At 69.9% G+C, this 24267-nt stretch carries 18 protein-coding genes and 1 tRNA gene; 14 read left to right on the top strand and 5 right to left on the bottom strand.

Features of this window, described 5'->3' with window-relative positions; genetic code table 11:
- Positions 1-6 precede the first annotated feature (6 nt).
- Genes desA through ACIRR9_RS17085 form a run of 4 tightly spaced genes read left to right on the top strand, consistent with a single transcriptional unit; the run spans position 7 to position 5036 of the window.
- Complete coding sequence (gene desA, locus ACIRR9_RS17070; RefSeq protein ID WP_403751946.1) at positions 7-1473, top strand: lysine decarboxylase DesA; 1467 nt, start codon at positions 7-9, stop codon at positions 1471-1473.
- Positions 1457-2743: a lysine N(6)-hydroxylase/L-ornithine N(5)-oxygenase family protein gene (locus ACIRR9_RS17075; RefSeq protein ID WP_403751948.1), complete on the top strand. Its 1287-nt coding sequence runs from the start codon at positions 1457-1459 to the stop codon at positions 2741-2743. The genes desA and ACIRR9_RS17075 overlap by 17 nt, the downstream gene beginning before the upstream one ends.
- The gene (locus ACIRR9_RS17080) at positions 2740-3270 is read left to right on the top strand and encodes a GNAT family N-acetyltransferase (protein ID WP_403751950.1); all 531 of its coding nucleotides are present in this window, start codon (positions 2740-2742) and stop codon (positions 3268-3270) included. The genes ACIRR9_RS17075 and ACIRR9_RS17080 overlap by 4 nt, the downstream gene beginning before the upstream one ends.
- Complete coding sequence (locus ACIRR9_RS17085) at positions 3267-5036, top strand: IucA/IucC family protein (RefSeq protein WP_403751952.1); 1770 nt, start codon at positions 3267-3269, stop codon at positions 5034-5036. Before ACIRR9_RS17080 ends, ACIRR9_RS17085 begins: the two co-directional genes overlap by 4 nt.
- A 60-nt stretch (positions 5037-5096) precedes the next feature.
- Here the strand turns inward: ACIRR9_RS17085 and ACIRR9_RS17090 are convergent, their stop codons facing one another.
- Positions 5097-6668, bottom strand: a complete 1572-nt coding sequence (locus ACIRR9_RS17090) for a beta-N-acetylhexosaminidase (RefSeq protein WP_403751954.1) — start codon at positions 6666-6668, stop codon at positions 5097-5099.
- Positions 6669-6798: 130 nt separating this feature from the next.
- Here ACIRR9_RS17090 and ACIRR9_RS17095 point away from each other — a divergent pair, with 130 nt between their 5' ends.
- A complete protein-coding gene (locus tag ACIRR9_RS17095) occupies positions 6799-7659 on the top strand; it encodes a DUF4429 domain-containing protein (RefSeq protein WP_403751956.1) in 861 nt (286 codons plus the stop codon).
- Between the two features lie 44 nt (positions 7660-7703).
- Here the strand turns inward: ACIRR9_RS17095 and ACIRR9_RS17100 are convergent, their stop codons facing one another.
- A complete protein-coding gene (locus tag ACIRR9_RS17100; RefSeq protein ID WP_365344173.1) occupies positions 7704-9269 on the bottom strand; it encodes a metallophosphoesterase family protein in 1566 nt (521 codons plus the stop codon).
- A gap of 165 nt (positions 9270-9434) precedes the next feature.
- On the opposite strand from ACIRR9_RS17100, the gene ACIRR9_RS17105 reads away from it, so the two are divergent.
- Together ACIRR9_RS17105 and glmS are read left to right on the top strand one after the other, a co-directional pair.
- Entirely contained in the window at positions 9435-9692 is a 258-nt protein-coding gene (locus tag ACIRR9_RS17105; protein ID WP_403752324.1) for a hypothetical protein, read from the top strand.
- A 20-nt stretch (positions 9693-9712) separates the two neighbouring features.
- Positions 9713-11530 carry a glutamine--fructose-6-phosphate transaminase (isomerizing) gene (glmS, locus tag ACIRR9_RS17110; RefSeq protein ID WP_365344175.1) on the top strand — a complete coding sequence of 606 codons (1818 nt, stop codon included), beginning with the start codon at positions 9713-9715 and terminating at the stop codon, positions 11528-11530.
- A gap of 250 nt (positions 11531-11780) precedes the next feature.
- Here glmS and ACIRR9_RS17115 read toward each other — a convergent pair whose 3' ends face one another.
- Positions 11781-12347, bottom strand: coding sequence for a GPR1/FUN34/YaaH family transporter (locus ACIRR9_RS17115; protein WP_123976767.1), 567 nt, complete (start codon positions 12345-12347; stop codon positions 11781-11783).
- A 153-nt stretch (positions 12348-12500) separates the two neighbouring features.
- Positions 12501-13028 carry a universal stress protein gene (locus tag ACIRR9_RS17120; RefSeq protein WP_403751959.1) on the bottom strand — a complete coding sequence of 176 codons (528 nt, stop codon included), beginning with the start codon at positions 13026-13028 and terminating at the stop codon, positions 12501-12503.
- A 353-nt stretch (positions 13029-13381) separates the two neighbouring features.
- Between ACIRR9_RS17120 and ACIRR9_RS17125 the strand changes: the two genes are divergently transcribed.
- From ACIRR9_RS17125 to ACIRR9_RS17140, 4 genes are all read left to right on the top strand, one after another.
- A complete protein-coding gene (locus tag ACIRR9_RS17125; RefSeq protein WP_365344179.1) occupies positions 13382-13660 on the top strand; it encodes a hypothetical protein in 279 nt (92 codons plus the stop codon).
- Between the two features lie 377 nt (positions 13661-14037).
- Positions 14038-15210 carry a helix-turn-helix domain-containing protein gene (locus ACIRR9_RS17130; protein ID WP_123976765.1) on the top strand — a complete coding sequence of 391 codons (1173 nt, stop codon included), beginning with the start codon at positions 14038-14040 and terminating at the stop codon, positions 15208-15210.
- A 383-nt stretch (positions 15211-15593) separates the two neighbouring features.
- Positions 15594-16196, top strand: a complete 603-nt coding sequence (gene orn, locus ACIRR9_RS17135) for an oligoribonuclease (protein ID WP_351497616.1) — start codon at positions 15594-15596, stop codon at positions 16194-16196.
- 113 nt (positions 16197-16309) lie between these two features.
- Positions 16310-16382 (top strand) — tRNA-His (locus ACIRR9_RS17140).
- A 409-nt stretch (positions 16383-16791) separates the two neighbouring features.
- Here ACIRR9_RS17140 and ACIRR9_RS17145 read toward each other — a convergent pair.
- Positions 16792-19803: a protease pro-enzyme activation domain-containing protein gene (locus ACIRR9_RS17145; RefSeq protein WP_403751962.1), complete on the bottom strand. Its 3012-nt coding sequence runs from the start codon at positions 19801-19803 to the stop codon at positions 16792-16794.
- 429 nt (positions 19804-20232) lie between these two features.
- Here ACIRR9_RS17145 and ACIRR9_RS17150 point away from each other — a divergent pair, with 429 nt between their 5' ends.
- The 3 genes from ACIRR9_RS17150 (at position 20233) to ACIRR9_RS17160 (ending at position 24239) form a co-directional block, all read left to right on the top strand.
- Positions 20233-22119, top strand: a complete 1887-nt coding sequence (locus ACIRR9_RS17150) for an amidohydrolase (protein ID WP_403751964.1) — start codon at positions 20233-20235, stop codon at positions 22117-22119.
- Positions 22120-22168: 49 nt separating this feature from the next.
- Positions 22169-23263, top strand: coding sequence for an MBL fold metallo-hydrolase (locus ACIRR9_RS17155; RefSeq protein ID WP_365344187.1), 1095 nt, complete (start codon positions 22169-22171; stop codon positions 23261-23263).
- A gap of 193 nt (positions 23264-23456) precedes the next feature.
- Positions 23457-24239 (top strand): SDR family NAD(P)-dependent oxidoreductase, encoded by a 783-nt coding sequence (locus ACIRR9_RS17160; RefSeq protein ID WP_403751966.1) that lies wholly within the window; start codon positions 23457-23459, stop codon positions 24237-24239.
- Positions 24240-24267 lie beyond the last annotated feature (28 nt).

Below are 24267 nucleotides of genomic sequence, written 5' to 3' on the forward strand. Positions count from 1 at the left end.
CCCCACATGCGCTCGCACCTGCTCAATGACCTCACCGCGGAGCACTACCGCCGCTCCGTGACCGAAGGAGTAGAGCGGGTGGCGGCCAAACTCGCCACCACCGACCGGCCGTTCACGGGTGTCACCGTCGACGCCCTCTCCCCTCGCATCGACACCATCGATCTCGACCAGCCGCTGCACGACACCACCGCGGTCCTGGACGAACTGGAGGACGTCTACCTCCGGGACGCGATCTACTTCCACCACCCCCGCTACCTCGCCCACCTCAACTGCCCGGTGGTCATCCCGGCGGTGCTCGGCGAGGCGGTGCTCTCCGCCGTCAACTCCTCCCTGGACACCTGGGACCAGTCGGCCGGCGGCACCCTCATCGAGCGGAAACTGATCGACTGGACGACCGCCCGCATCGGCCTCGGCGAGGCCGCCGACGGCGTGTTCACCTCGGGCGGCACCCAGTCCAACCTCCAGGCACTGCTGCTGGCGAGGGAGGAGGCCAAGCCAGGGCCGGGCGGGTGGGAAGAAGCTGCCAGCCTCGCCGGACTCCGCATCTTCGCCTCCGAGGTCAGCCACTTCAGCGTGAAGAAGTCGGCGAAACTGCTCGGCCTCGGCCAGGACGCCGTGGTCGCGATCCCCGTCGACCACGACAAGCGGATGCAGACCGTCGCCCTCGCCCACGAGCTGGAGCGCTGCCGTCGCGACGGCCTGATCCCCATGGCCGTCGTCGCCACCGCCGGCACCACCGACTTCGGGTCCATCGACCCGCTGCCGGAGATCGCCGAGCTGTGCGAGCAGTACGACACCTGGATGCACGTGGACGCGGCCTACGGCTGCGGGCTGCTCGCCTCCCTGAAGTACCGGGACCGCATCGACGGCATCGAGCGCGCCGACTCGGTCACCGTGGACTACCACAAGTCCTTCTTCCAGCCGGTGAGTTCGTCCGCCGTACTGGTCCGGGACGCCTCGACCCTGCGGCACGCGACCTACCACGCGGAGTACCTCAACCCGCGCCGCATGGTCACCGAACGCATCCCCAACCAGGTCGACAAGTCCCTGCAGACCACCCGCCGCTTCGACGCCCTCAAGCTGTGGATGACCCTGCGCACCATGGGCGCCGACGGCATCGGCGAACTCTTCGACGAGGTCTGCGAGCTGGCGCAGGAGGGCTGGCAGCTCCTCGCCGCCGACCCGCGCTACGACGTCGTCGTGGAGCCGTCCCTGTCCACCCTCGTCTTCCGCTACCTCCCCTCCGCCGTCACCGACCCGGCCGAGATCGACCGCGCCAACCTGTACGCCCGCAAGGCCCTGTTCGCCTCCGGCGACGCGGTGGTGGCGGGCACCAAGGTCGGCGGCCGCCACTACCTCAAGTTCACCCTGCTCAACCCCGAGACCACGACGGCCGACATCTCCGCCGTCCTCGATCTGATCGCCGGCCACGCCGAGCAGTACCTGGGAGAGTCCCTTGACCGCGCGTCCTGAAGCCCCTGAGTCCCCTGACAAGACCTACGACTTCGTCGGGATCGGACTCGGCCCCTTCAACCTCGGCCTCGCCTGCCTCACCGAGCCGATCGCCGAACTGGACGGCGTCTTCCTGGACTCCAAGCCGGACTTCGAGTGGCACGCCGGCATGTTCCTGGACGGCGCCCACCTCCAGACCCCGTTCATGTCGGACCTGGTCACCCTCGCCGACCCCACCTCGCCGTACTCCTTCCTCAACTACCTGAAGGAGAAGGGCCGGCTGTACTCGTTCTACATCCGGGAGAACTTCTATCCGCTGCGGCTGGAGTACGACGACTACTGCCGCTGGGCGGCCGGCAAACTCACCAGCCTCCGCTTCGACACGACGGTCACGGACGTCCGGTACGAGGACGACGGGTACGTCGTGACGACGGCCGCCGGCGAGTCGTACCGCGCCCGTCACCTCGTCCTCGGCACCGGCACCCCGCCCCACATCCCCGAGGCCTGCCGGGGCCTGGGCGGCGACGTCATCCACAACTCCCAGTACCTCCGGCACAAGGAGGCGCTGCAGTCGAAGGAGTCGATCACGCTGGTCGGCAGCGGCCAGTCCGCCGCCGAGATCTACTACGACCTGCTCAGCGAGATCGACGTCCACGGCTACCGCCTGAACTGGGTGACCCGCTCGCCCCGCTTCTTCCCGCTCGAATACACCAAGCTCACGCTGGAGATGACGAGCCCGGAGTACATCGACTACTACCACGCCCTCCCGGAGGCGACCCGCTACCGGCTCACGGCCGGGCAGAAGGGCCTCTTCAAGGGCATCGACGGCGACCTGATCAACGAGATCTTCGACCTGCTCTACCAGAAGAACCTCGGCGGCCCGGTCCCCACCCGTCTGCTCACCAACTCCGCGCTCGTAGCGGCCGGTTACGACAACGGCAGCTACACCCTCAGCCTCCGCCAGGAGGAGCAGGAGAAGGACTACGAGCTGGAGACCCAGGGCCTGGTCCTGGCCACCGGCTACAAGTACACCGAGCCCGAGTTCCTGAGCCCGGTCAAGGACCGGCTGCGCTACGACTCGCACGGCAACTTCGACGTCGCCCGCAACTACGCGATCGACGTCACCGGCCGGGGCGTCTTCCTGCAGAACGCCGGCGTCCACACCCACAGCATCACCAGCCCCGACCTGGGCATGGGCCCGTACCGGAACGCGTACATCATCCGCGAGCTGCTGGGCACCGAGTACTACCCGGTCGAGAAGACGATCGCTTTCCAGGAGTTCGCCGTATGACCTTCACCTTCCGTCCCTTGGACCCGCTGAAGGACGCCGAGCTGCTCCACTCCTGGGTCACGCACCCCAAGGCGGCCTTCTGGATGATGCAGGACGCCAGGCTGGAGGACGTCGAGCGGGCGTACCTGGACATCGCGTCCGACGAGCACCACCACGCGCTGCTGGGGCTCGGCGAGGACGGTGAGCCCGCCTTCCTCATGGAGCGGTACGACCCCGCCCACCGGGAGCTGGTCGGGCTGTACGAGCCCGAACCGGGGGACGTCGGGATGCACTTCCTGACCCCCGCCACCGACACACCCGTGCACGGCTTCACCAGGGCCGTCATCACGGCCGTCGTCGCCCGTCTCTTCGAGGACCCGGCGGCCCGCCGGATCGTCGTCGAGCCGGACGTGCGCAACAAGGCCGTGCACGCGCTGAACGAGGCCGTCGGGTTCGTGCCCGCACGGGAGATAGAGAAGCCGGAGAAGACGGCGTTGCTGAGCTTCTGCACACGGGAGCGGTTCGAGAGGGCGGTGGCCGCCGTATGACACTCGCCGACGCGGTCGCCCATCTGACCCCCGAGCTCTGGGAGAAGGCCAACCGGCTGCTCATACGCAAGGCGCTCGCCGAGTTCGCCCACGAGCGCCTGATCACCCCGGAGGAGGAGGGGGAGTCGTATGTCGTCCGCAGCGACGACGGGCTCACCCGCTACCGCTTCACCGCCGTCCGCCGTGCCCTGGACCACTGGCAGGTGGCACCGGAGTCCATCACCCGTACCCGCGACGGCGCCGAACTCCCCCTCGCCGCGCTGGACTTCTTCATCGAACTCAAGGAGTCCCTGGGGCTGAGCGACGAGATCCTGCCGGTCTACCTGGAGGAGATCTCCTCCACCCTCTCCGGCACCTGCTACAAGCTCACCAAGCCCCGGATCCCGGTGGCCGAGCTGGTGCGCTCCGGCTTCCAGGCCATCGAGACCGGGATGACCGAGGGCCACCCCTGCTTCGTCGCCAACAACGGCCGGCTCGGCTTCGGCATCCACGAGTACCTGTCGTACGCCCCCGAGACCGCGAGCCCGGTCCGGCTGGTGTGGCTGGCGGCGCACAGGTCGCGCGCCGCGTTCACGGCGGGCGTCGGGATCGAGTACGAGTCCTTCGTGCGGGACGAGTTGGGCGAGGAGACCGTCGAGCGCTTCGCACGGCAGCTCACCGACCGGGGCCTGGACCCCGCCGACTACCTCCTCATCCCGGTCCACCCCTGGCAGTGGTGGAACAAGCTCACCGTCACCTTCGCCGCCGAGGTGGCCCGCGGGTATCTGGTCTGCCTGGGCGAGGGCGACGACGAGTACCTGGCCCAGCAGTCCATCCGGACCTTCTTCAACCGCTCCCACCCCGAGAAGCACTACGTCAAAACGGCTCTCTCGGTCCTCAACATGGGCTTCATGCGCGGGCTTTCGGCCGCCTACATGGAGGCCACCCCGGCGATCAACGACTGGCTGGCCCAGCTCATCGACAACGACCCGGTGCTCAAGTCCACCGGTCTGTCGATCATCCGGGAGCGGGCGGCCGTGGGCTACCGGCACCTGGAGTACGAGCAGGCGACCGACCGCTACTCGCCGTACCGGAAGATGCTGGCCGCGCTGTGGCGGGAGAGCCCGGTGCCGTCCCTCCGGGAGGGCGAGTCGCTCGCGACCATGGCCTCCCTCCTCCACGTCGACCACGAGGGGGCATCCTTCGCGGCGGCGCTGATCGAGCGGAGCGGGCTGCCGGCCACGGCCTGGCTGCGGTCGTACCTCCGCGCCTACTTCACCCCCCTCCTGCACAGCTTCTACGCCTACGACCTGGTCTTCATGCCGCACGGCGAGAACGTCATCCTGGTGCTGGAGGACGGGGTGGTACGGCGGGCGGTCTACAAGGACATCGCCGAGGAGATCGCCGTCATGGACCCGGACGCGGTGCTGCCGCCGGAGGTCCGGCGGATCGCCGTGGAGGTCCCGGAGGACATGAAGCTCCTGTCCGTCTTCACGGACGTCTTCGACTGCTTCTTCCGCTTCCTCGCCGCGAACCTCGCGGCCGAGGGGGTCCTGGAGGAGGACGACTTCTGGCGGACGGTCGCCGAGGTCACCCGTGAGTACCAGGAGTCGGCGCCCGAACTCGCCGAGAAGTTCGCACGGTACGACATGTTCGCGCCCGAGTTCGCGCTGTCCTGCCTCAACCGGCTCCAGCTGCGCAACAACAGGCAGATGGTGGACCTGGCGGACCCGTCGGGCGCCCTCCAGCTGGTCGGAACCCTGGAAAATCCCGTCGCGGGGTTCTGACCAAGGCAGACGGGCTCCCCCGAGTACGGTCCTCGGGGGAGCCCGTCGGTCGGTATCAGCCTACTTCGCAGGCCACGGCACCTGCGGAGAGCGGTAGTAGTCGATCCCGAGGGCGTCCCAGCGTGGGGCCTGGGCCGCGAGCCGGAGCTTGTAGGCGTTCCAGTCGTGGGTGGCGGCCGGTGACCAGCCCAGCTCCGCCACTCCCGGCAGCCGCGGGAAGGCCATGTAGTCGATGTCGGCGTTCGTCACGATGGTCTCGGTCCACAGCGGCGCCTCCACGCCCCTGATCGAGGAACTCGGGGCTCCGGCGAGGTAGTTGCCCGGGTCCCAGTCGTACGACCGCTTCACCTCCACCAGTCCCGCCCAGTCCTGGCCCAGCGGGGTGTCCTCCGTGTACTTCATGTCGAGGTAGACCCGGTCGGCGGGCGAGAGGACCAGACCGGTGCCGTTCTGGGCGGCCTTGACCACCTGGGCCTTCTCGTCGGCACTGGTGTCGTCCAGACCCCAGTACTGGGCCAGCGCCCCCTTCACCGGGTGGGCGCCGGTCAGCTGGTGCCAGCCGATCACCGTCTTGCCGTACTTCGCGACGAGGGGCTGCACCCGGTCCATGAACGTCACGTAGTCCGCGTGGCTGGTGGAGTGCGCCTCGTCGCCGCCGATGTGGAGGTAGCGGCCGGGGGTGAGGGCGGCCAGTTCGCGGATGACGTCGTCCACGAAGTCGTACGTCACCTGCTTCGACACGCACAGCGAGCTGAAGCCGACGTCCGTCCCGGTGTAGAGCGGGGGTGCGGTGCCGTCGCAGTTGAGGCCGGCGTAGGAGGCGAGGGCCGCGTTGGTGTGGCCGGGCATGTCGATCTCGGGGACGACCTCCAGGTAGCGGGAGGCGGCATAACGGACGATCTCCCGGTAGTCGGCCTTGGTGTAGTGGCCGCCCATGCCGCCGCCGACCTCGGTGGAACCGCCGTAGGTCGCGAGCCGCGGCCAGGAGTCGACGGCGATGCGCCAGCCCTGGTCGTCGCTGAGGTGGAGGTGCAGTTCGTTGATCTTGTAGAGGGCCAGCTGGTCGATGTAGCGCTTGACCTGGGCCACGGTGAAGAAGTGGCGGGAGACGTCGAGCATCGCGCCGCGGTAGGCGTAGCGCGGGCGGTCGGTGATGGTGCCGCCGGCGACCAGCCAGGGGCCGGGCTGTACGGATTCCTTCTCGACGGCCGCCGGGAGGAGCTGGCGCAGGGTCTGGACGCCGTGGAAGAGGCCGGCGGGTGCGGCGGCGGTGATGGTGACGCCGTCGCGGCCGCTGTCGAGGCGGTAGCCCTCGGCGCCGAACGGGCCGTCGGCGAGGCGGAGTCGGATCCCCTCGTGGCGCTGGGTGGTGACGGGCAGCCGGTAGCCGGTCGACGGGCGGAGGAGGTCCGCGAGGTACTCGGCGACTCCACGGGCCTCCCGTGAGCCGTCGACGCCGATGGCGGTGGAGCGGGTGATGCGGTACGGCGATCCGCCCGGGGCGACCGAGGCGGGCGCCGGGACGACCCGGCCGAGCGGGGTCGGGGCCGGCCGTGGTGCCGCCGGGGTCGCGCCGACCGTGAAGGCGCCGGCCGCCGCGACGAGCAGCAGGGACCCGAGGACGCGGGCCATGCGGGGAGTACGGGGGGTGCGGGGAGTCGTTCTGTGGTGCGGTCTCACATGCGCTCCCGTCGGTGGTGGTCAGGACTGACCGGGATTGGTCGAGACCACTCTCCCGCAGATCCGGTGGAACAATCCCTCCATGGCGGAAATCATCCAGAAGGACGGCATCTGGGTTTTCGACGGAGACGCCCTGCGGCTGACCCCCGGGCGGGACAAGAACGTCGGTGTGCTGCGCCGGACACTGGGTGAACTGGTCGTCCCGCTGGGCGCGTTGGCGGGGGTCTCGTTCGAGCAGGGCCGGAGGTCCGGGCGGCTGAGGCTGCGGCTGCGGGACGGCGCCGATCCGCTGCTGCACGCCACCGGCGGGCGGCTGACCGAGCCCCACGACCCCTATCAGCTGACCGTGGAGGCGGACCGGTACGGGGTGGCCGAGTACTTCACGGACGAGGTGCGGGACGCGCTGCTCCTCGCGCAGGTGCCGGGCACACCCGTGAGCGAGTACCTGCTGCCGGGGCCGCCGCTGCCGCTGACGGTCTCCGCCGGGGACGGCACCGCGTCGTTCGACGGGGAGCAGGTGCGGCTGGAGTGGAACTGGAAGACGGAGGACGCGAAGGCCGCCGCCGGTCCGCGGACGCTGGCTCTCGCGGACATCCTGGGCGTGGAGTGGCAGCCGTCGGCCGGGCTGGAGAACGGCCATCTGCGGTTCCTGGTGCGCGGCGCCCCGGTCAAGACGCGGGCCAAGTACGACCCGAACGCGGTGGAGCTGTGGGGGTTCAAGAGGGATCCGCTGATGGCGCTGGTCGCGACGGCGGTGCAGGTGCGGCTGCCGCATCCGTCGGCGGCCGTCGTAGCGGACGTACCGCAGCAGCCGGAGACACCCGAGGCCGATCACGACGCACTGCTGCGCCGCCTGCGGCAACTCGGGGAGCTGCGTCGCGAGGGAGTGCTCACGGACGAGGAGTTCACGAGGGCCAAACAGGCGGTCCTCAAAAGGATGTGAGGACCGCCTGCCGGTACAGCCGGTACCGCCCTGCCGGTGACTGCTTACTTGGCCTTGCGGGCCACCGTGAAGTGGTCGATGCGGTCGCCGGTCTCGGCGATGCCCGACACCTTCAGCTTGGCGTAGCGGCCGCGCGAGGCGGGCTCCACGTCGACGCGGAGGAAGGAGTAGTTGAGGTAGCGCACCCGGGACCAGGCGACGGTCTCGTTGACCTTGCCGTCCTTGGTGTTGACGAAGGAGGCGACGGAGTCGACCTCGTTGAGGTGGCCCTCGTAGGAGTCGGGGGCGGTGAACGCGTAGAGGCTGCGGCCGGCCGCGCCCGCGGTGACGTAGACGACGCCCTCGGTGTCGGAGTAGGCCGTCTCGCCGATCGGGAGCTTCTTGACGACGGTGTTGCCCTTGATGACGTCGGTGCGCTCGTACTGGTGGTTGTGGCCGTTGATGACCAGGTCCACCGTGTACTTGTCGAACAGCGGCACCCACTCCTGTCGCACGCCCCCCTCCGAGGCGTGCGCCGTGGAGGTGCAGTAGGCGCAGTGGTGGAAGAACACGATGATGAAGTCGATGTCCTTCGAGGCGCGGAACTTCTTCAGCTGCCCCTCGAACCACGTGGTCTGCGTGCCGCCCGAGATGCCGAGGTTGGCCGGGATCTCGAAGGAGACGTCGTTCGGGTCGAGCGAGATGATCGCCGTGTTGCCGTAGACGAAGGAGTAGACGCCGGGCAGGTTCGCCTTGTCCGGTCCGTTGTCGGGCAGGGTGAAGCGGGCCTCCTCGCCGCCGTAGCCGTTGGGCGAGTACCAGGCCTCCATGTCGTGGTTGCCGTACGACACCATCCACGGCACGGACTTGGCGACGGACTCGGTCTGGTAGAGGAACTGGTCCCAGGTGCGCGAGTCGAAGCCCGTGTCGGTGGACTTGCCCTGGCCGGCCGGGTCACCGTAGGCGATGTCACCGGCGTGCAGGTGGAAGCTGGGGTTCTGCCCGAGGATCAGGCTGTCGTTGGCGAGGGCGTGGTAGCTGACGCCCTGGTCGCCGAAGGCCGTGAAGGTGAACGGCGTCTTGCAGTCGGGCGCGGTGGTGAAGGTGCCCAGGGTGCCGAGGAGGTGGGACTCGGCCGGGTCGAAGCCCTCGTGGCCGACGCCGTAGTAGTAGGTCCTGCCGGGGCGCAGATTGGCCAGCTGCGCGTGCAGGTAGTACTGCGTGTGGTCGGCGCTGACACCGACACCGGCCGGCGTGTAGAGGCTGCGGACCTCGGCCTCGATCTTGCGCGAGAGGTCCCAGGGGTGGGCGCCTATGCGCACGAAGGGCTTCTTGACGGCGACGGGGACCTGCCAGGAGATCGTCATCTCCGAGCTCGGGTCGTTGCCGAAGGCGAGGTGGCGGCCGAACGGGGCGACGAGGGCGCCGTCGACCTGCTCGGTGGCGGGGGCGGTGGACTGCGTGGGGACGGCGGCCTGGGCGGTGCCGCCCATGACGAAGGAGCCGCCCGTGACGGCGCCGAGGGTGACGGCGCCGCCTCTGATCATGGAGCGCCGGGAGAACTTGGCGCGGAGGTACTCGTGCTGCTCGGCCATGCTCATGCGGTCGGCGAGCTTGTCGGGTACGCCCATACGAGGAATGTCCATGGCGTCTGAAAATCGTCTCCACAAGCAACGTGGCGCAAGACACAGGATGGACAGGCTGCGAACAGAGCCCCATAAGAGATTCAACAGACCGTTGCCCGGAATCGGGCAGGATTCTTGCGAAACCGACGCCGGTACTTCAGGATCTACCGGGTGCACGACGAACTCGTTGACCATCTGACGCGGTCCACGCCCCTGAGCCGGGGCGAAGCGCTGCGGGTGATCCAGGACGTGCTCGCCTACTTCGACGAGACGGCCGGGAACTACGTCCGGCGCCGCCACCGCGAGCTGCAGGCGGAAGGCCTGGTGAACGCGGAGATCTTCGACCGGATCGCGGCGGATCTGCAGTACAGGGCGGTCGCACCGCCGGAGCTCACCCTCCGGCAGTTGCGCCGCATCGTCTACGGCTGAGGAATACGGAACACCTATATATGTGCGGAATTGTCGGATACATCGGTAAGCGCGATGTCGCCCCCCTTCTCCTCGAAGGTCTCCAGCGGCTGGAATACCGCGGTTACGACTCGGCGGGCATCGTCGTCACCACGCCGAAGGCCGGCGGCCTGAAGATGGTGAAGGCCAAGGGCCGGGTCCGGGACCTGGAGGCGAAGGTCCCGGCGCGCTTCAAGGGCACGACCGGTATCGCCCACACCCGCTGGGCCACCCACGGTGCTCCGTCCGATGTGAACGCCCACCCGCACATGTCGGCCGACCAGAAGGTCGCCGTCGTCCACAACGGCATCATCGACAACGCCTCGGAGCTGCGCCGCAAGCTGGAGGCGGACGGCGTCGAGTTCCTCTCCGAGACCGACACCGAGGTCCTCACCCACCTCATCGCCCGCGCCTCGGCGGAGACCCTGGAGGAGCGGGTCCGCCAGGCGCTGCGCCTGATCGAGGGCACGTACGGCATCGCGGTCATGCACGCGGACTTCCCCGAGCGCATCGTGGTCGCCCGCAACGGCTCCCCGGTGGTCCTCGGCATCGGCGACAAGGAGATGTTCGTCGCCTCGGACATCGCGGCCCTGGTCACCCACACCCGCCAGATAGTGACCCTCGACGACGGCGAGATGGCCACCCTCAAGGCCGACGACTTCCGGACCTACACCACCGAGGGCACCCGGACGACGGCCGAGCCGACCACCGTGGAGTGGGAGGCCGAGTCGTACGACATGGGCGGCCACGACACCTACATGCACAAGGAGATCTTCGAGCAGCCCGACGCGGTCGACCGCGTGCTGCGCGGCCGGATCGACGACCGCTTCTCCACCGTGCACCTCGGCGGCCTCAACCTGGACGCCCGTGACGCGCGTGCCGTGCGCCGGGTGAAGATCCTCGGCTGCGGCACGTCGTACCACGCGGGCATGATCGGCGCCCAGCTGATCGAGGAGCTGGCCCGTATCCCCGCGGACGCCGAGCCGGCCTCCGAGTTCCGCTACCGCAACCCGGTCGTCGACCCCGACACCCTGTACATCGCGGTCTCCCAGTCCGGTGAGACGTACGACGTCCTCGCCGCCGTCCAGGAGCTGAAGCGCAAGGGCGCGCGGGTGCTGGGCGTGGTGAACGTGGTGGGTTCGGCGATCGCGCGGGAGGCGGACGGCGGGACGTACGTCCACGCGGGCCCCGAGGTCTGCGTGGTCTCCACGAAGTGCTTCACCAACACCACGGTCGCCTTCGCGCTCCTCGCGCTGCACCTGGGCCGGATCCGCGACCTCTCGGTCCGCGACGGCAAGCGGATCATCGAGGGCCTGCGCAAGCTGCCCGCCCAGATCTCGGAGATCCTCGCGCAGGAGGCGGAGATCGAGAAGCTGGCGGCGGAGTTCGCCGAGGCCCGCTCGATGCTGTTCATCGGCCGCGTCCGGGGCTACCCGGTGGCCCGTGAGGCCTCCCTGAAGCTGAAGGAGGTCTCCTACATCCACGCGGAGGCCTACCCGGCGTCCGAGCTCAAGCACGGCCCGCTGGCCCTCATCGAGCCCGCCCTGCCCACGGTGGCGATCGTCCCCGACGACGACCTCCTGGAGAAGAACCGCGCGGCCCTGGAGGAGATCAAGGCCCGCAGCGGCAGGATCCTGGCGGTGGCCCACCAGCACCAGGAGAAGGCGGACCACACGATCGTCGTCCCGAAGAACGAGGACGAACTCGACGCCATCCTGATGGGCATCCCCCTCCAGCTCCTCGCCTACCACACGGCGAAGGCCCTCGGGCGCGACATCGACAAGCCTCGGAATCTGGCGAAGTCGGTGACGGTGGAGTAGGGGCATCCGGTCGCATTGACTGTGCGGGTGCGTGGGGGTTGCTCGCGCAGTTCCCCGCGCCCCTGACGGGGCTCTGAATCGGCGTCAGCATCAACGCGCCCCAAAGGGCGCGGGGAACTGCGCGACCGGCCCCCACCGGCCCGCACGGGCCGGACAACCGAACGGACCCCTCACGTGTGCCACAAAGCCACGGAGGGGTCCGCTCATTGGATCGCCGGGGCCGCCCAACTCCCCGGCGTCGGCTGCCGTTTCAGCCGTGGGCCGTCACCCCACGGCCGGCAGCCCGCCTGGGCAGCACCGTCGGCCAGTGCGCGAGCGCCGCGGTCGCCGCGTACCAGGCCACCGCCCCCGCGGCCACCGCAACCCAGCCTCCGACCTTGGTCAGTGACGAGCTGTCGGCGAACTGGGCGACGGCGAGAACGAGCATCGCCAGGAACAGCAGCCCGTGCATGGCCTGTCCGAGCTGGTCGCCGCCCGCGAGGGTCAACGACAGGGCCACCAGGGCGAAGAGGAGCAGGAAGAGCCCGGCCCCGTTGGCCGTGGCGTGGCCGTCGGCCGAGACGGCCCAGGTGAACCAGAGGGCTCCGAGGGCCACATAGCCCGTGCCGTTCGCGGTGTCACGGTCACGGAAGGCCAGCAGGCCGACGAGGAAGAGGGCGACTCCGCCCACGTAATGGGCGACTGACACGGCGTCGGACGTGGTGACGTTGTCGATCACGCCGGTGGTGCCGAGGCCGAACGCCAACAGGGTGATCCCCAGGGCGAGTCGGCCGGCCACGGTAGTGGTTCCGCTTCCCGCAGAGACGTCGTTGTCCACGGCGGGCTCCCTTCATGCTTTGTGCAGTTGTGCGCGGTGACCGATATATGCCCTTCACAAGGGCACAAACACCTCTACGCACGAGTAGATTTACGCACGGCACAAAGAGAGCCGGACCGTTCCCACTCCACTCTCACCTGGGGGAACGTGGAGTTACGGAATGACAACGACGGGCCGCCTGGCCCGCTTGGCGAGCCGCCCGGCGACGGAGCCGAAGATCCGGCCGACGATCCCGTGGGTCGACCCCACGACGATCGCGTCGGCCTCGTACTCCCGCCCCACCTCTTCGAGTTCATGGCAGATGTCGCCGCCGCGCTCCACCAGGATCCAGGGCACTTCCGCCAGGTACTCGGCACAGGCGAGTTCGAGACCGAGCACCTCGGTGCGGTGGTCGGGCACGTCGACGAAGACGGGTGGCTCGCAGCCGGCCCACACGGTGGTCGGCAGTCGGTTGGCGACGTGGACGATGATCAGCCCCGCGCGGGAACGGTGGGCCATCCCGATCGCATAGGCGAGGGCTCGCTCACTGGAGGTGGAACCGTCGAAGCCGACGACCACCCCGTGCTTGAAGGCGGGATCGCAGGAAGGGCGTGCCTCTTCCGCCGCCAGCGCATCGGCCGCCGTGGGGTCGGCGACCGGCCGCTTGCGGTCCGCTGGATCGAAGAATTCGTGACCGGCCATGGCTGTCTCGGCGTTGTGATCCTTATATATGGGAGGGCCGACAGTGTGCGGCGGAGCTGTGCCCGGGAAACATCTTCCCAACCCCATACCCCCAAGGGTACGGCGGCACGCCTCCTCAGCCCAGATCCCGCGCACTCTCCGTAGGGGACCTTCCCCGGAGTCGGTTAGGGGTTCCCCGGAGCATGCACGAGCCGCGCCCGTAACGCAATGGTTGCTGCCCCGTACAGGCGGTTTGCATAGAATTCGGACAGGTACGAGGCCCCACGCACGGTGACCGACCGCTCGAACACGCGTTGATCACGGGACGAGTGCACCACAAAGGAGTACGCCGGAGTACGACAGGGAGTACGACCATGTCCGGACCTCGCCCCACCACCCGCGAACCGCACCCCGCCCCGGGCGCCGCGAACACCACGGACGCCGCGGGCGACGTGGTCCGCTGGGCCGTGTTCTCCTGCGTCCTCGTCCCCGTGGTGCTCGTCTGGTTCGGCACCTCCCTGGCCGGTGCGGCCGGCACCGCCCTCGGCCTCGCCGCGGTCACCGCCGCATGCCGGTTCCTGCTGCGCCGCTCCGAGCGCCGGCCGCCCCGAGGAGGCGGACGTCACACCAAGGGCACTACACCGGTCGACTGACCGGTTTCGACACCCTCGAACGACTCTTTTCAGCCAACTTCCCGACCCTGTGCAAGAGGGGTCCCCACTACCCCCCAACCCCCGTTCCACCTGCGGGAAAAGGGGCCAGGACACCCTCCGCACCCTACGTGCTTTGGCCACTGCGACGAGGCGCACTTCCCTGCACGGCCCGTGAGTGCAACGCTTCGTGATCGAATGCTTCACGCCAAGTTGTCATGTCGACAATCGACGGCGTGTCGAACTGGTCAACGCGACACCGCAGGAACCAGTAGATTCGATCTTGACGTCTTACGGCGGGGGACTCGTGCAGGACCGAGGGGAAACGTGCAGGAGCGACACAACCGAGGAGCCGCGACCACCGAGGGGGGCTTAGCAGGATGAGCCACGACTCCACTGCCGCGCCGGAAGCCGCGGCCCGGAAACTTTCCGGGCGACGCCGCAAGGAGATCGTCGCGGTGCTGCTGTTCAGCGGCGGCCCCATCTTCGAGAGTTCCATACCGCTGTCGGTGTTCGGGATAGACCGCCAGGACGCCGGCGTGCCGCGCTACCGACTGCTGGTGTGCGGCGGCGAAGAAGGCCCGCTGCGGACCACGGGGGGCCTGGAACTCACCGCGCCACATGGCCTGGAGGCGATCTCACGCGCCGGCACGGTCGTCGTACCGGCCTGGCGCTCGATCACCGCGCCGCCGCCCGAAGAGGCACTGGACGCGCTGCGCCGCGCCCATGAGGAAGGGGCCCGCATAGTCGGGCTGTGCACGGGTGCGTTCGTGCTGGCCGCCGCCGGGCTGCTGGACGGCCGCCCGGCCACCACCCACTGGATGTACGCGCCGACGCTGGCCAAGCGCTACCCGTCGGTGCACGTCGATCCGCGAGAACTGTTCGTCGACGACGGCGACGTCCTCACGTCCGCCGGTACGGCGGCCGGGATCGACCTCTGCCTCCACATCGTGCGGACGGACCACGGCAACGAGGCGGCCGGTGCGCTCGCCCGCCGCCTGGTGGTCCCGCCGCGCCGCTCGGGCGGTCAGGAGCGCTACCTCGATCGTTCTTTACCAGAGGAGATCGGCGCCGACCCGCTCGCCGAGGTCGTCGCCTGGGCGCTGGAACACCTCCACGAGCAGTTCGACGTGGAGACGCTGGCGGCACGCGCGTACATGAGCCGCCGCACGTTCGACCGCCGCTTCCGCTCACTGACGGGCAGCGCGCCCCTGCAGTGGCTGATCACCCAGCGGGTACTGCAGGCGCAGCGCCTGCTGGAGACGTCGGACTACTCGGTGGACGAGGTGGCGGGCCGCTGCGGCTTCCGCTCCCCCGTCGCCCTGCGCGGGCACTTCCGGCGCCAGCTGGGTTCGTCCCCGGCGGCGTACCGGGCGGCCTACCGGGCACGCCGGCCGCAGTCCGAGCGCCCCGAGGCCCCGGAGCCGCCGTCGCTGTCCCCCACGGGCCCCCTGCCGGTCCAGTACCCCGAGGGCGTACTGCCGATGCAGACCCGCAGGTCAGCAGCGGTAGGCCTGTCGGCAAGCCTGCCGGGGCCCCGCACGGGCAGCTGACATGAGGCCTCGCCCCACCCGACCGACTCGGGTGGGGCGAGGCCTCACGCCTTCGCCCACCCACCACCCGACCCGGCAGGCCGAGAGCCAAGGCAGAAAGCGACGACGACGCCCCCCGGCCACACACCCCGACCACCCCGAGGCCCGCGACCGAAGGCCGCTCCACACCCGCCCCAGCCGGCGTGCGCGGACACCGGGACTCGGCCGCATTCCAGCCCGTCCGGCACTTGAGGACGACGGCGCTCAGCCACATTCCAGCCCGTCCGGCGTTTGAGGACGAGGCCGCAGGCCGATGATGCGGGGGTGCGGGGGCGGCAGCCCCCGCAGATGTCGGCGCTGCCCCGGGGGCACCCAAACGCGGACGTCAGCTTTAGGGTGGTCGCATGAACGATCGCATGGTGTGGATCGACTGCGAGATGACCGGCCTCTCGCTGTCCGACGACGCGCTCATCGAGGTGGCCGCACTGGTCACCGACTCCGAGCTGAACGTGCTCGGCGAGGGCGTGGACATCGTCATCCGTCCGCCGGCCAAGGCACTGGAGACGATGCCGGAGGTGGTGCGGCAGATGCACACCACGTCCGGCCTGCTCGACGAACTCGCCGGCGGCACGACGCTCGCCGAAGCCGAGGAGCAGGTCCTGGCCTATGTACGGGAACACGTGAAGGAGCCCGGCAAGGCCCCGCTGTGCGGGAACTCCGTCGGCACCGACCGCGGCTTCCTGGCCCGGGACATGGCCGCCCTGGAGGGATACCTCCACTACCGGATCGTCGACGTCTCCAGCGTCAAGGAGCTCGCCCGGCGCTGGTACCCGCGGGCGTACTTCAACAGCCCGGAGAAGAACGGCAACCACCGCGCCCTCGCCGACATCCGCGAGTCGATCGCCGAGCTTCGCTACTACCGCGAGGCCATCTTCGTACCTCAGCCCGGCCCTGACTCGGACACCGCGAGGACGATCGCGGCCAAGCACGTCCTGCCTGCGGAGTAGGCGTTCAGGAGGTCTCCGGAGGGGCTCGGGAAAGCTGTGCGCGAGCACCCCTTCGGACCCTGTACACTTTTTCTCGGCCGGTCGGAAAGACCACAAAGTCACCACCGGTCGTGGTGGGTGTAGCTCAGCTGGTAGAGCACCTGGTTGTGGTCCAGGATGTCGCGGGTTCGAGTCCCGTCACTCACCCTACGAGATAGGCCCCTGGTCTGCGGAAACGCAGACCAGGGGCCTATCTGTCGTTTGGCCACGGCCGAACCACGGCCCATCCACCCGCGATTCGCGCCGTCCAGGATGGAGCGACAGCCGACAGCCCGCGCCTGCACCTCTCCTTGTGGTCGAGTCCGACGGGCCGCCGAGTGCGAAGCCGAGTGCGGCACAGCGCACCGAGACCGCCGGCGTGAACCCGCATGTGCTCACCAGGTGCACGGCGTGCGCGATCCGCCGTCCCTGCCCGACGCCTCCGTGGGCGCTGTGGTCGACCGCAGTCGTCGTCCCGGTACTGCTCGAAGAGCGCGGCACACGCATCCCTGAACGCGACGATGCCCCGTCGGCCGGCGTGGTCGGCGGGGCATCGTGGTCGTGTCGTCGGTGGGCGTCAGCCGATGTAGCCGGCGACGTCCGCGATCACGTGGGTGGTGCTGCTCGCGTAGAAGTCCACCTTGCCGTCGGAGCCGACGGGCACGATGACCTGGTTGGCGATCGTCTTGCCCTGCGCCCAGTTCAGGTTGGAGGCCGTCGGACGGCTGCCGCCGTCGGCCCAGGCGGAGAGGTATCCGCTGCCCGTGGTGCCGGTGACGGTGACGGTCAGCACGACGGCCTTGACGCCGGTGGACGGGATGGCGTCGCGCCCCGAGATCTGCACGGCCAGCGTCTTGCCGGCGCCCAGCGCCGTCGTCTGCCGGGTGTCCAGCAGGCGCAGCGGAGTGACCGTGTCGAAGGCCGAGCCGCTGGTGGAGAAGTAGCCGGAGACGTCGGCGATGACATGGCTGGTGCCGTGGACGTAGATGCTGACGTTGCCGTCGCTGCCGATCGGCACGACCACCAGGTTGGGGATGGTGGTCCCGGTGGCCGACCAGTTGACGTTGGACGCGGTCGGGCGGGTGGCGCCTTCGGGGTAGGCCTCCAGGTAGCCCCCGCCGACGGTCTGGGTGGCCGTCAGGTTGAGCACCACCGAGGTGGCGGCGGTGGGCACGCCCCCATGGCCGCGGACCTTGAGGCTGATCACCGCGTTGGAGATCTTGCTGGTGGTGGAGATGCCGACCTTGGAGCGGGTGTCCAGCAGGCGGGCCGGGGCCAGCGCCGTGTACTTCGAGCCGGTGGTGGCGCTGGTGTAGTAGCCCTGGACATCGGCGATCAGGTGGGTGGTGCTGCTCGTGTAGAGGTCCACCACGCCGTCGCCCGCCACCTTGACGGTCGCCGAGGCGGCGATGGTCTGGCTCGCGCCGGTCCAGTTCAGGTTGCTGGTCGACGGCTTGCCGGTGCCGTCGGCCCAGGCGATCAACGAACCCGCGCCGGTGGTGCCGGTGACCGTGAGGTTGAGCACGACAGCGGTCACGCCGCTGCTGGGGATCCCCCCGGCTCCCTCGATCTTGACCGGGGCGGTGCCGCCCGCGACCAGAGGCTTCTTGGTCGGGATGGAACTGAGGCCCCAGCCGGTGCCGTTGCGGGTGTCCAACAGCCGCTTGGGGCTGCTGAGCGGGTGGAAGGTGGAGGCGCCCGTGGCGGCTGTGCCCGTGGCCGCGCACAGTGCGGTGGTCAGACCGGCCTCCTTGGGCGAACCCAGGCCGGTCACCTCGTCGTAGCCGGCCGCCGCCGTGTAGCCGGTGGCGTATACGGAGTTGTTGCCGCTGGTGACGTCCCAGAAGTTCGTCGGGTAGCTGCTCCGTGCGGCCTTGTAGAGGGCGTTGTTGAGGAAGCCGACCCGGCCGTTGGCCTGGCAGGCCGCGCCGGCGTTGGCCTGGACGATCGCGGCGGCCCAGGTCGGAGCCGCACCGCTGGTGCCGCCGACGAGGCCGGGGACGGGGGTGGCGGACTGGCTGTTGTCCTGGAAGTAGACCGGATAACCGTCGGCCGGGTCCGCCAGAGCGGAGACATCCGGAACGGCACGCTTGGTGGTGGTGGCGACACCGCCCTGGTAGACGACAGGAGCCCATCGTGAGGAGACACCGCCACCGGTACCACCGTCGGCGTTGCCCCATGTCGTCTGGGTCGTGGTGCTGCCCGAGGTGGTCATGGTGGTGCCACCGACACCGGTGACGTAGGGCTGGCTCGCGGGGTCGTCGACGGCCTTGGCCGTGGAGCCGGTCGCGCGGTAGCAGTCGCTGGAGCCGTCGTCGCCCGAGGCGGCGACGACGCTCTGGCCCTGGGCGGCGGCCTCCGCGAAGACGGTGTTCTCGGCACTCGCGGTCGCGCTGCTCTCGACCGCCTCGCATTCACCCCAGCTGGTGGAGATGACCTGCGCCTGGTCGTCGGTGACCATCCGCTGGTAGACGTCGAGCACGTTCTGGTCGGTCGCGGACGCGGCGTCCGGCCCCTGGTAGTCGATGATGGCGGCGCCGGGCACCAGACCTATCAGGTCCTCGATGTCGAGCGCCGACTCCACGCCGACCGATCCGTCGGTGGCCGGCGCGCCGGCCCCTGCCGTCGTGTCGACGTACACGTTGGACACCGAGGTGCTGGTGCCGACGCAGGACTGGTACGCGGCGATGCTGCCGGCGTCGACGTTCTCCAACTCGAACACGGCCACGGTCTGCCCCGCACCGGCGGTGGCGGAGCTGCTCATCCCGTAGACGCCGGCCAGCTTGCCGGGGCTGTAGTAGTCGGTGCCGTCGGTCAGACCCGAGCCGGTGAAGTCGGCGCAGAGTGCCGGGGTGTACGTGTGGGCGGTCACCGTACGCGAACCGCGTCCGGAGACGGCGGCGGTGCCAGAGCCGTGCCTGCTTGCGCGACGCACCGCAGAGTGGTGACCGCTGACGGTGTTCACACTGCTAAGGCCGACGATCCCGGTCACCGAGGACGCCACGTTCGCGGGCAACGACGGGGCCGAGGTGTTGAGGTAGTCGGTCGTGCCGTCCTTGAGCCGGACGTTGCGGAAACCGGTGCCGAAGGCGTGCGACGCCTGCGCGGCGGTGGCGGTGACCGGGATGGACAGGCCGTCCGGGCTGACCTTGCCGGGAGAGAGACCGGCTGCCTTCAACGCCCGTGAGACTCCGGCGATGGTGGCCCGCGTAGGACCGAAGACCGAGGCGAACTGCCCCTTGGCCAGGTAATGGTGGTACTGGGCGTTCCCCGGTGTGGACACCGCGGCGACGAAGTCCGCCAGCGACTGCGGGTCGCGCGGAGCCAGGTTCACGCTGAGGTGCAGCTCGGTCCCCGACGCGGTCGCGCCGGTCATCTTGGCGCCCGCCGGGACATGCGGGGCGGCCCCTATTCGCTCGGGTGCGCCCGATCCGGCCGCTCCCCCCTCGACCGCTCCGATGGCGGTCCCGGTGGCGGCGACGAGGGCGACGGCGACGGTGGAGGCCGCGGCGATCGCCCTGGCCCGTCTGCCGGTCTTGGCTGCCGCGCGCCCGGGACGTCCCGACGCGGCGTGGGCCTTCTTGGCCATGCAGAAATCTCCTAGGAACTGACACGCCGTCACATCTGTGGCCGTGACGGCGGTCGAAGCGTCACTCGGGCCGACAGGTGCATCCACGTCACTAGGCGTGCAGGAGCTATCCCTCTTAACCGAAGTGTGCGCATTTCTTATCAGATCACGACGGTTACTGTCTCTGGTCGCCCGAGAACCATGAACGGATCTTTACGCCACCCCAACAAGGCGAGCCCGTGCGCCACATCGCCGATGCGTCGACCGCGCGGCCACGGATCACCGCGAGCCCACGACCGCCGCCACGCCGCACCTCGGCCGGCCTTTCCTTCTGGGGTGCGGCCCCAGTGCGAACGCCGCTCCTGCGGTGCTGTCCTGACGTGGTCGGCGATCACGCTTGCGCGGCCAGAAGGCGCTGGGGCCGCCGGCAGCCATCCCCAGGGAGGGACCATGACATCCATGCCGGTGGCCGGCTTACGCGCAGGTGACCCGGCGCGGCCCGCGGATCTTGTCCTGCGCAATGCGAAGATCTTCACCGGCGACCCGAAGCGGCCGGCCGCCACCGCGCTCGCCGTGCGCGACGGCTCGGTGACCGTCGTCGGCGGGGACCGGGAGGTCGCTCCGCCGGCAGGTCCGCGGACTCGGGTGATCGACGCCCTGGGGCACCGCGTCGTACCGGGCCTGAACGACTCGCACAACCACGTCGTCCGAGGCGGCCTGCACTTCGTCCTCGAACTCAGGTGGGACGGCGTGCGGACCCTGCGGCAGGGGCTGGCGATGGTGCGGGAGCAGGCCGCGCGGACTCCGCCCGGCCAATGGCTCAGGATCGCGGGCGGCTGGAGCGTCGAATCGGTGGCGGAGCACCGGATGCCGACGCCTGCGGAACTCAACGCCGCCGCGCCCGACACCCCGGTCGTCGTCACCCACCTCTATCAGGCCGCGATCCTGAATCGCGCCGCGCTGCACGCCGCCGGGATCACCCGTGACACCCCCGACCCCGCGGGCGGCCAGATCGTCCGCGGCCATGACGGCGAACCCACCGGAATGCTCATCGCCGCGCCGGGCGCCCTGCTGCTGTACTCGACCCTGGCCAAGGCCCCGGTCCTGGACCCCGAAGGCCAGAAGGGCTCCACGCGGCAGTTCCTCCTGGAGCTGAACCGGTTCGGGTTGACGTCGCTGATCGACGCGGCCGGCGGATTCCAGGACTTCCCGTCGGGGTACCGCGCGGTCACCGACCTCCACGCGGCCGGCGAGCTGACCGTCAGGATCGCCTACCACCTGTTCCCGCAGACCCTCGGCCAGGAAGTCGACGACCTGCGCCGCTGGATCGGCATGGTCAGGCCCGACGAAGGCGACGAGTGGCTGCGCCTCAACGGCGCGGGGGAGAACCTGACGTGGGCCGCGGCGGACTTCGAGAACTTCGCCCAGCCTCGTCCGGAACTGGGGCCGTACGAGGCGGAGTTCGAGAACGCCGTCCGGCTCCTGATGGAGAGCGGCTGGGGATTCCGGCTGCACGCCACATACGACGAGACCGTCCGTCGCGACCTCGCCGTCTTCGAGAAGCTGGCTGCCGAAGGGCTCTTCCCCGGCGGGAACCGCTGGCTGTTCGACCATGTCGAGCTGGTGTCGGAGGAGAGCCTGGACCGGATCGCGGCGCTCGGCGGGGCGATCGGCGTCCAGCACCGCCTGGCGTACCAGGGCACCACCTTCCGTGATCGCTACGGCTTCGAGGCCGCGGCGGTCGCGCCGCCGCTGGGCGCGATGCGCAGCCGTGGTCTGAACGTCGCGGCGGGAACGGACGCCACCCGGGTCTCGACGTACAACCCCTGGGTCGCCCTGTACTGGCTGGTGTCGGGGTGCAACGTCGCCGGTGTGCCGCTGCGTTCGGGGCAGCACCGCATGGACCGGGCCGAAGCCCTCGCCTCGTACACCGTCGCCGGTGCCCGGCTCACGGGCGAGCAGGACGTCAAGGGCGTCCTCAGCCCTGGCTGCTACGCGGACTTCGCGGTACTGAGCGACGATTTCTTCGAGATCCCCGAAGAGCGGATCCCCGAGATCGAGGCGCTGCTGACGGTCGTGGGCGGCCGGGTCGTCCACGCCGCCGGCTTCCTCGAAGGCCTGGCGCCGGCCGCGCCCCCCGTCCAGCCGGACTGGAGTCCGATCGCGCACTTCGGCGGCTATCAGGGGCGCGGTGGCGATCGTTCCGGGCTGCGCCAGGCCGAGGGCGTCCGGGACGCCGCCGCCGAATCCGCCGAACACCTCCGGTGGCGGCAGCGGACCGGCCGGGCCACCGACGGTCACCGGCCGCTCGACACCTTCGACCCCTGTTTCAGCTGACCGCTTCCGCCCCCGATTCCGTCCCCGACCCGAAAGGCGATCAGTTCCCATGCCTTCCGAACTCCGGCCTTCCGAACTCCGGCCTCCGACCGGCCGCCGTGGATTCCTCAAGGGCGCTGCCACCGCGCTCACCGTCCCGGCCGCCGCCGCCCTCGTCGGCGTGCCGGCCGGGCCCGCCCTCGCCGACGACACCGGCCTGCCCGACTTCGCGCCGATCCCGGCCGCCTCGGTCGGCCCCAGACCGAACGCGGACGGCTACTACGTCGGCCGGATCGCCGGAAACCTCTACTGGGTCACGGACTCCTACTACCAGGCCATGTTCCTGACGACCCCGCGGGGCGTCGTCCTCGTCGACGCCCCGCCGACCATCGGGCACAACCTGCTCCGCGCGATCGACGACGTCACCCGGGCCAACGGCCGGCCGGGCAAGGTCACGCACCTGGTCTACTCGCACTCGCACGCCGACCACATCGGCGCCGCCGGCCTGTTCGGAACCGACGTGGTGCGGATCTCGCACGCCGCGACGGCCGGCCTGCTGGCCCGCGCGGCGGACCCCAACCGTCCGCTGCCGACGGTCACGTTCCACGACAAGTACCAGCTCAAGGTCGGCGGAGAAACCCTTCGCCTGGCGTACCACGGTCCCAACCACTCCCCCGACAACATCTTCGTCTACGCGCCCGAATACGCCACCCTGATGCTGGTCGACGTCCTGTACCCGGGCTGGGTGCCGTTCAAGAACCTCGCGGTCTCCCAGGACATCCCCGACTGGATCAAGGCCCAGAGCATCGCGATGGACTACCCGTGGCAGACGTTCGTCGGCGGCCATCTCGGGCGGCTCGGAGTCCGCGCGGACGGCGCCCTGCAGATCCAGTACATGGACGATCTGGACTCCAGTACCCGGTCCGCGATCGCCTCCGTCGACCCGACCCCGTTCTTCGACAAGTACGGGGCGCAGGGGAACTCGTGGGCGATCTTCAAGACCTTCCTCGACGCGGTCGCGGACACCGCGGCCGCTCCCGTGGCCGCGAAGTACACCGGAGTCCTCGCCGCCGCCGACGTCTTCACGCGGGACAACGCATGGACGCTGCTGGAGTCCCTGCGGATCGACACGGGCGTCCTCGGGCCGTTCGGCGTCCACCCCTGACGCCCCCGAACCACTGGGGCCATGACCGTCCCGCTTCCCGTGGCCGGGACCCGGCGTCGACCTGCCGTGCGTTCTGGACCGCCGGAGCGCCCGGTGCCGACGCGGGCCCGGCAGCCATCGACAACCCGTACGTCACCGGGCCCGTGCCGCACGTCGACGGCGGCGGCCGGCTCGCCCGAAAGGAGACCAACTGGTGGATCTTCGACTCGATGACGCAGTCGTGGTGGTGACCGGAGCGTCCGCCGGGATCGGCGAGGCCACGGTAGACGTGCTGGCGGCCGAGGGGGCCACCGTCGTCGCCGTGGCCCGCCGTCCCAAGGGCGTCGAAGCCCTCGGCCGACGGGTCAGCGGCCTGGCGGCGGACCTCACCGAGCCCGGCGCGGCCCGGCGTGTGGTGACGGAGGTGCTCGCCCGGCACGGGCGTCTGGACGGGCTCGTCAACAACGTCGGCGGACTGGACTCCCGCACCGGATTCCTGGACGTGAGTGACGAGCAGTGGCAGGCCACGTTCGAGCTCAACTTCCACTGCGCAGTACGGATGACCCGGGCCGCGCTGCCCGCCCTGCTCGTGCGTGGCGGCTCCCTGGTCCATCTCACCAGCGAGGCGGCCAGGATGCCGGACGTGTCGATGGTGGACTACGCGGCCGCCAAAACCGCGCTGCTGTCGCTGTCCAAGACACTGGCGGCCGAGTTCGGCCCGCGCGGGGTGCGTTCCAACATCGTCGCACCGGGACCGACCCGGACCCGGCTGTGGGATGCCCCCGGCGGCTTCGCCGAGCAGCTCGCCGCTCAGTTCCACCTGGAACCGGAGGCGGCGATCGACCACTTCGTACGCGACGTACGACGCCTGCCCACCGCCCGGCTCGGCAGCCCCGACGACGTCGCACGGGTCATCGCCTATCTGCTCTCCCCCCTCGCACGCCAGATCACCGGCGCCGAGTGGGCCGTCGACGGCGGCGCTCTGCGCCAGATCTGACCCTCCCTCGCCCGTCATCGACGCGCTT

Source organism: Streptomyces sp. NPDC101234, from assembly GCF_044767525.1.
Taxonomy (GTDB): Bacteria; Actinomycetota; Actinomycetes; order Streptomycetales; family Streptomycetaceae; genus Streptomyces; species Streptomyces sasae.

Excerpts from the sequence above, each read along its gene's own strand:
- ACIRR9_RS17155 (WP_365344187.1), top strand. The coding sequence starts at position 22,169 with ATGCCTTCCGAACTCCGGCCTTCCGAACTCCGGCCTCCGACCGGCCGC.
- ACIRR9_RS17125 (WP_365344179.1), top strand. The coding sequence starts at position 13,382 with ATGTCCGGACCTCGCCCCACCACCCGCGAACCGCACCCCGCCCCGGGC.
- ACIRR9_RS17145 (WP_403751962.1), bottom strand. The coding sequence starts at position 19,803 with ATGGCCAAGAAGGCCCACGCCGCGTCGGGACGTCCCGGGCGCGCGGCA.
- ACIRR9_RS17100 (WP_365344173.1), bottom strand. The coding sequence starts at position 9,269 with ATGGGCGTACCCGACAAGCTCGCCGACCGCATGAGCATGGCCGAGCAG.
- ACIRR9_RS17085 (WP_403751952.1), top strand. The coding sequence starts at position 3,267 with ATGACACTCGCCGACGCGGTCGCCCATCTGACCCCCGAGCTCTGGGAG.
- glmS (WP_365344175.1), top strand. The coding sequence starts at position 9,713 with ATGTGCGGAATTGTCGGATACATCGGTAAGCGCGATGTCGCCCCCCTT.
- ACIRR9_RS17120 (WP_403751959.1), bottom strand. The coding sequence starts at position 13,028 with ATGGCCGGTCACGAATTCTTCGATCCAGCGGACCGCAAGCGGCCGGTC.
- ACIRR9_RS17150 (WP_403751964.1), top strand. The coding sequence starts at position 20,233 with ATGACATCCATGCCGGTGGCCGGCTTACGCGCAGGTGACCCGGCGCGG.
- desA (WP_403751946.1), top strand. The coding sequence starts at position 7 with ATGCGCTCGCACCTGCTCAATGACCTCACCGCGGAGCACTACCGCCGC.
- ACIRR9_RS17090 (WP_403751954.1), bottom strand. The coding sequence starts at position 6,668 with ATGGCCCGCGTCCTCGGGTCCCTGCTGCTCGTCGCGGCGGCCGGCGCC.
- ACIRR9_RS17130 (WP_123976765.1), top strand. The coding sequence starts at position 14,038 with ATGAGCCACGACTCCACTGCCGCGCCGGAAGCCGCGGCCCGGAAACTT.
- ACIRR9_RS17080 (WP_403751950.1), top strand. The coding sequence starts at position 2,740 with ATGACCTTCACCTTCCGTCCCTTGGACCCGCTGAAGGACGCCGAGCTG.
- orn (WP_351497616.1), top strand. The coding sequence starts at position 15,594 with ATGAACGATCGCATGGTGTGGATCGACTGCGAGATGACCGGCCTCTCG.
- ACIRR9_RS17095 (WP_403751956.1), top strand. The coding sequence starts at position 6,799 with ATGGCGGAAATCATCCAGAAGGACGGCATCTGGGTTTTCGACGGAGAC.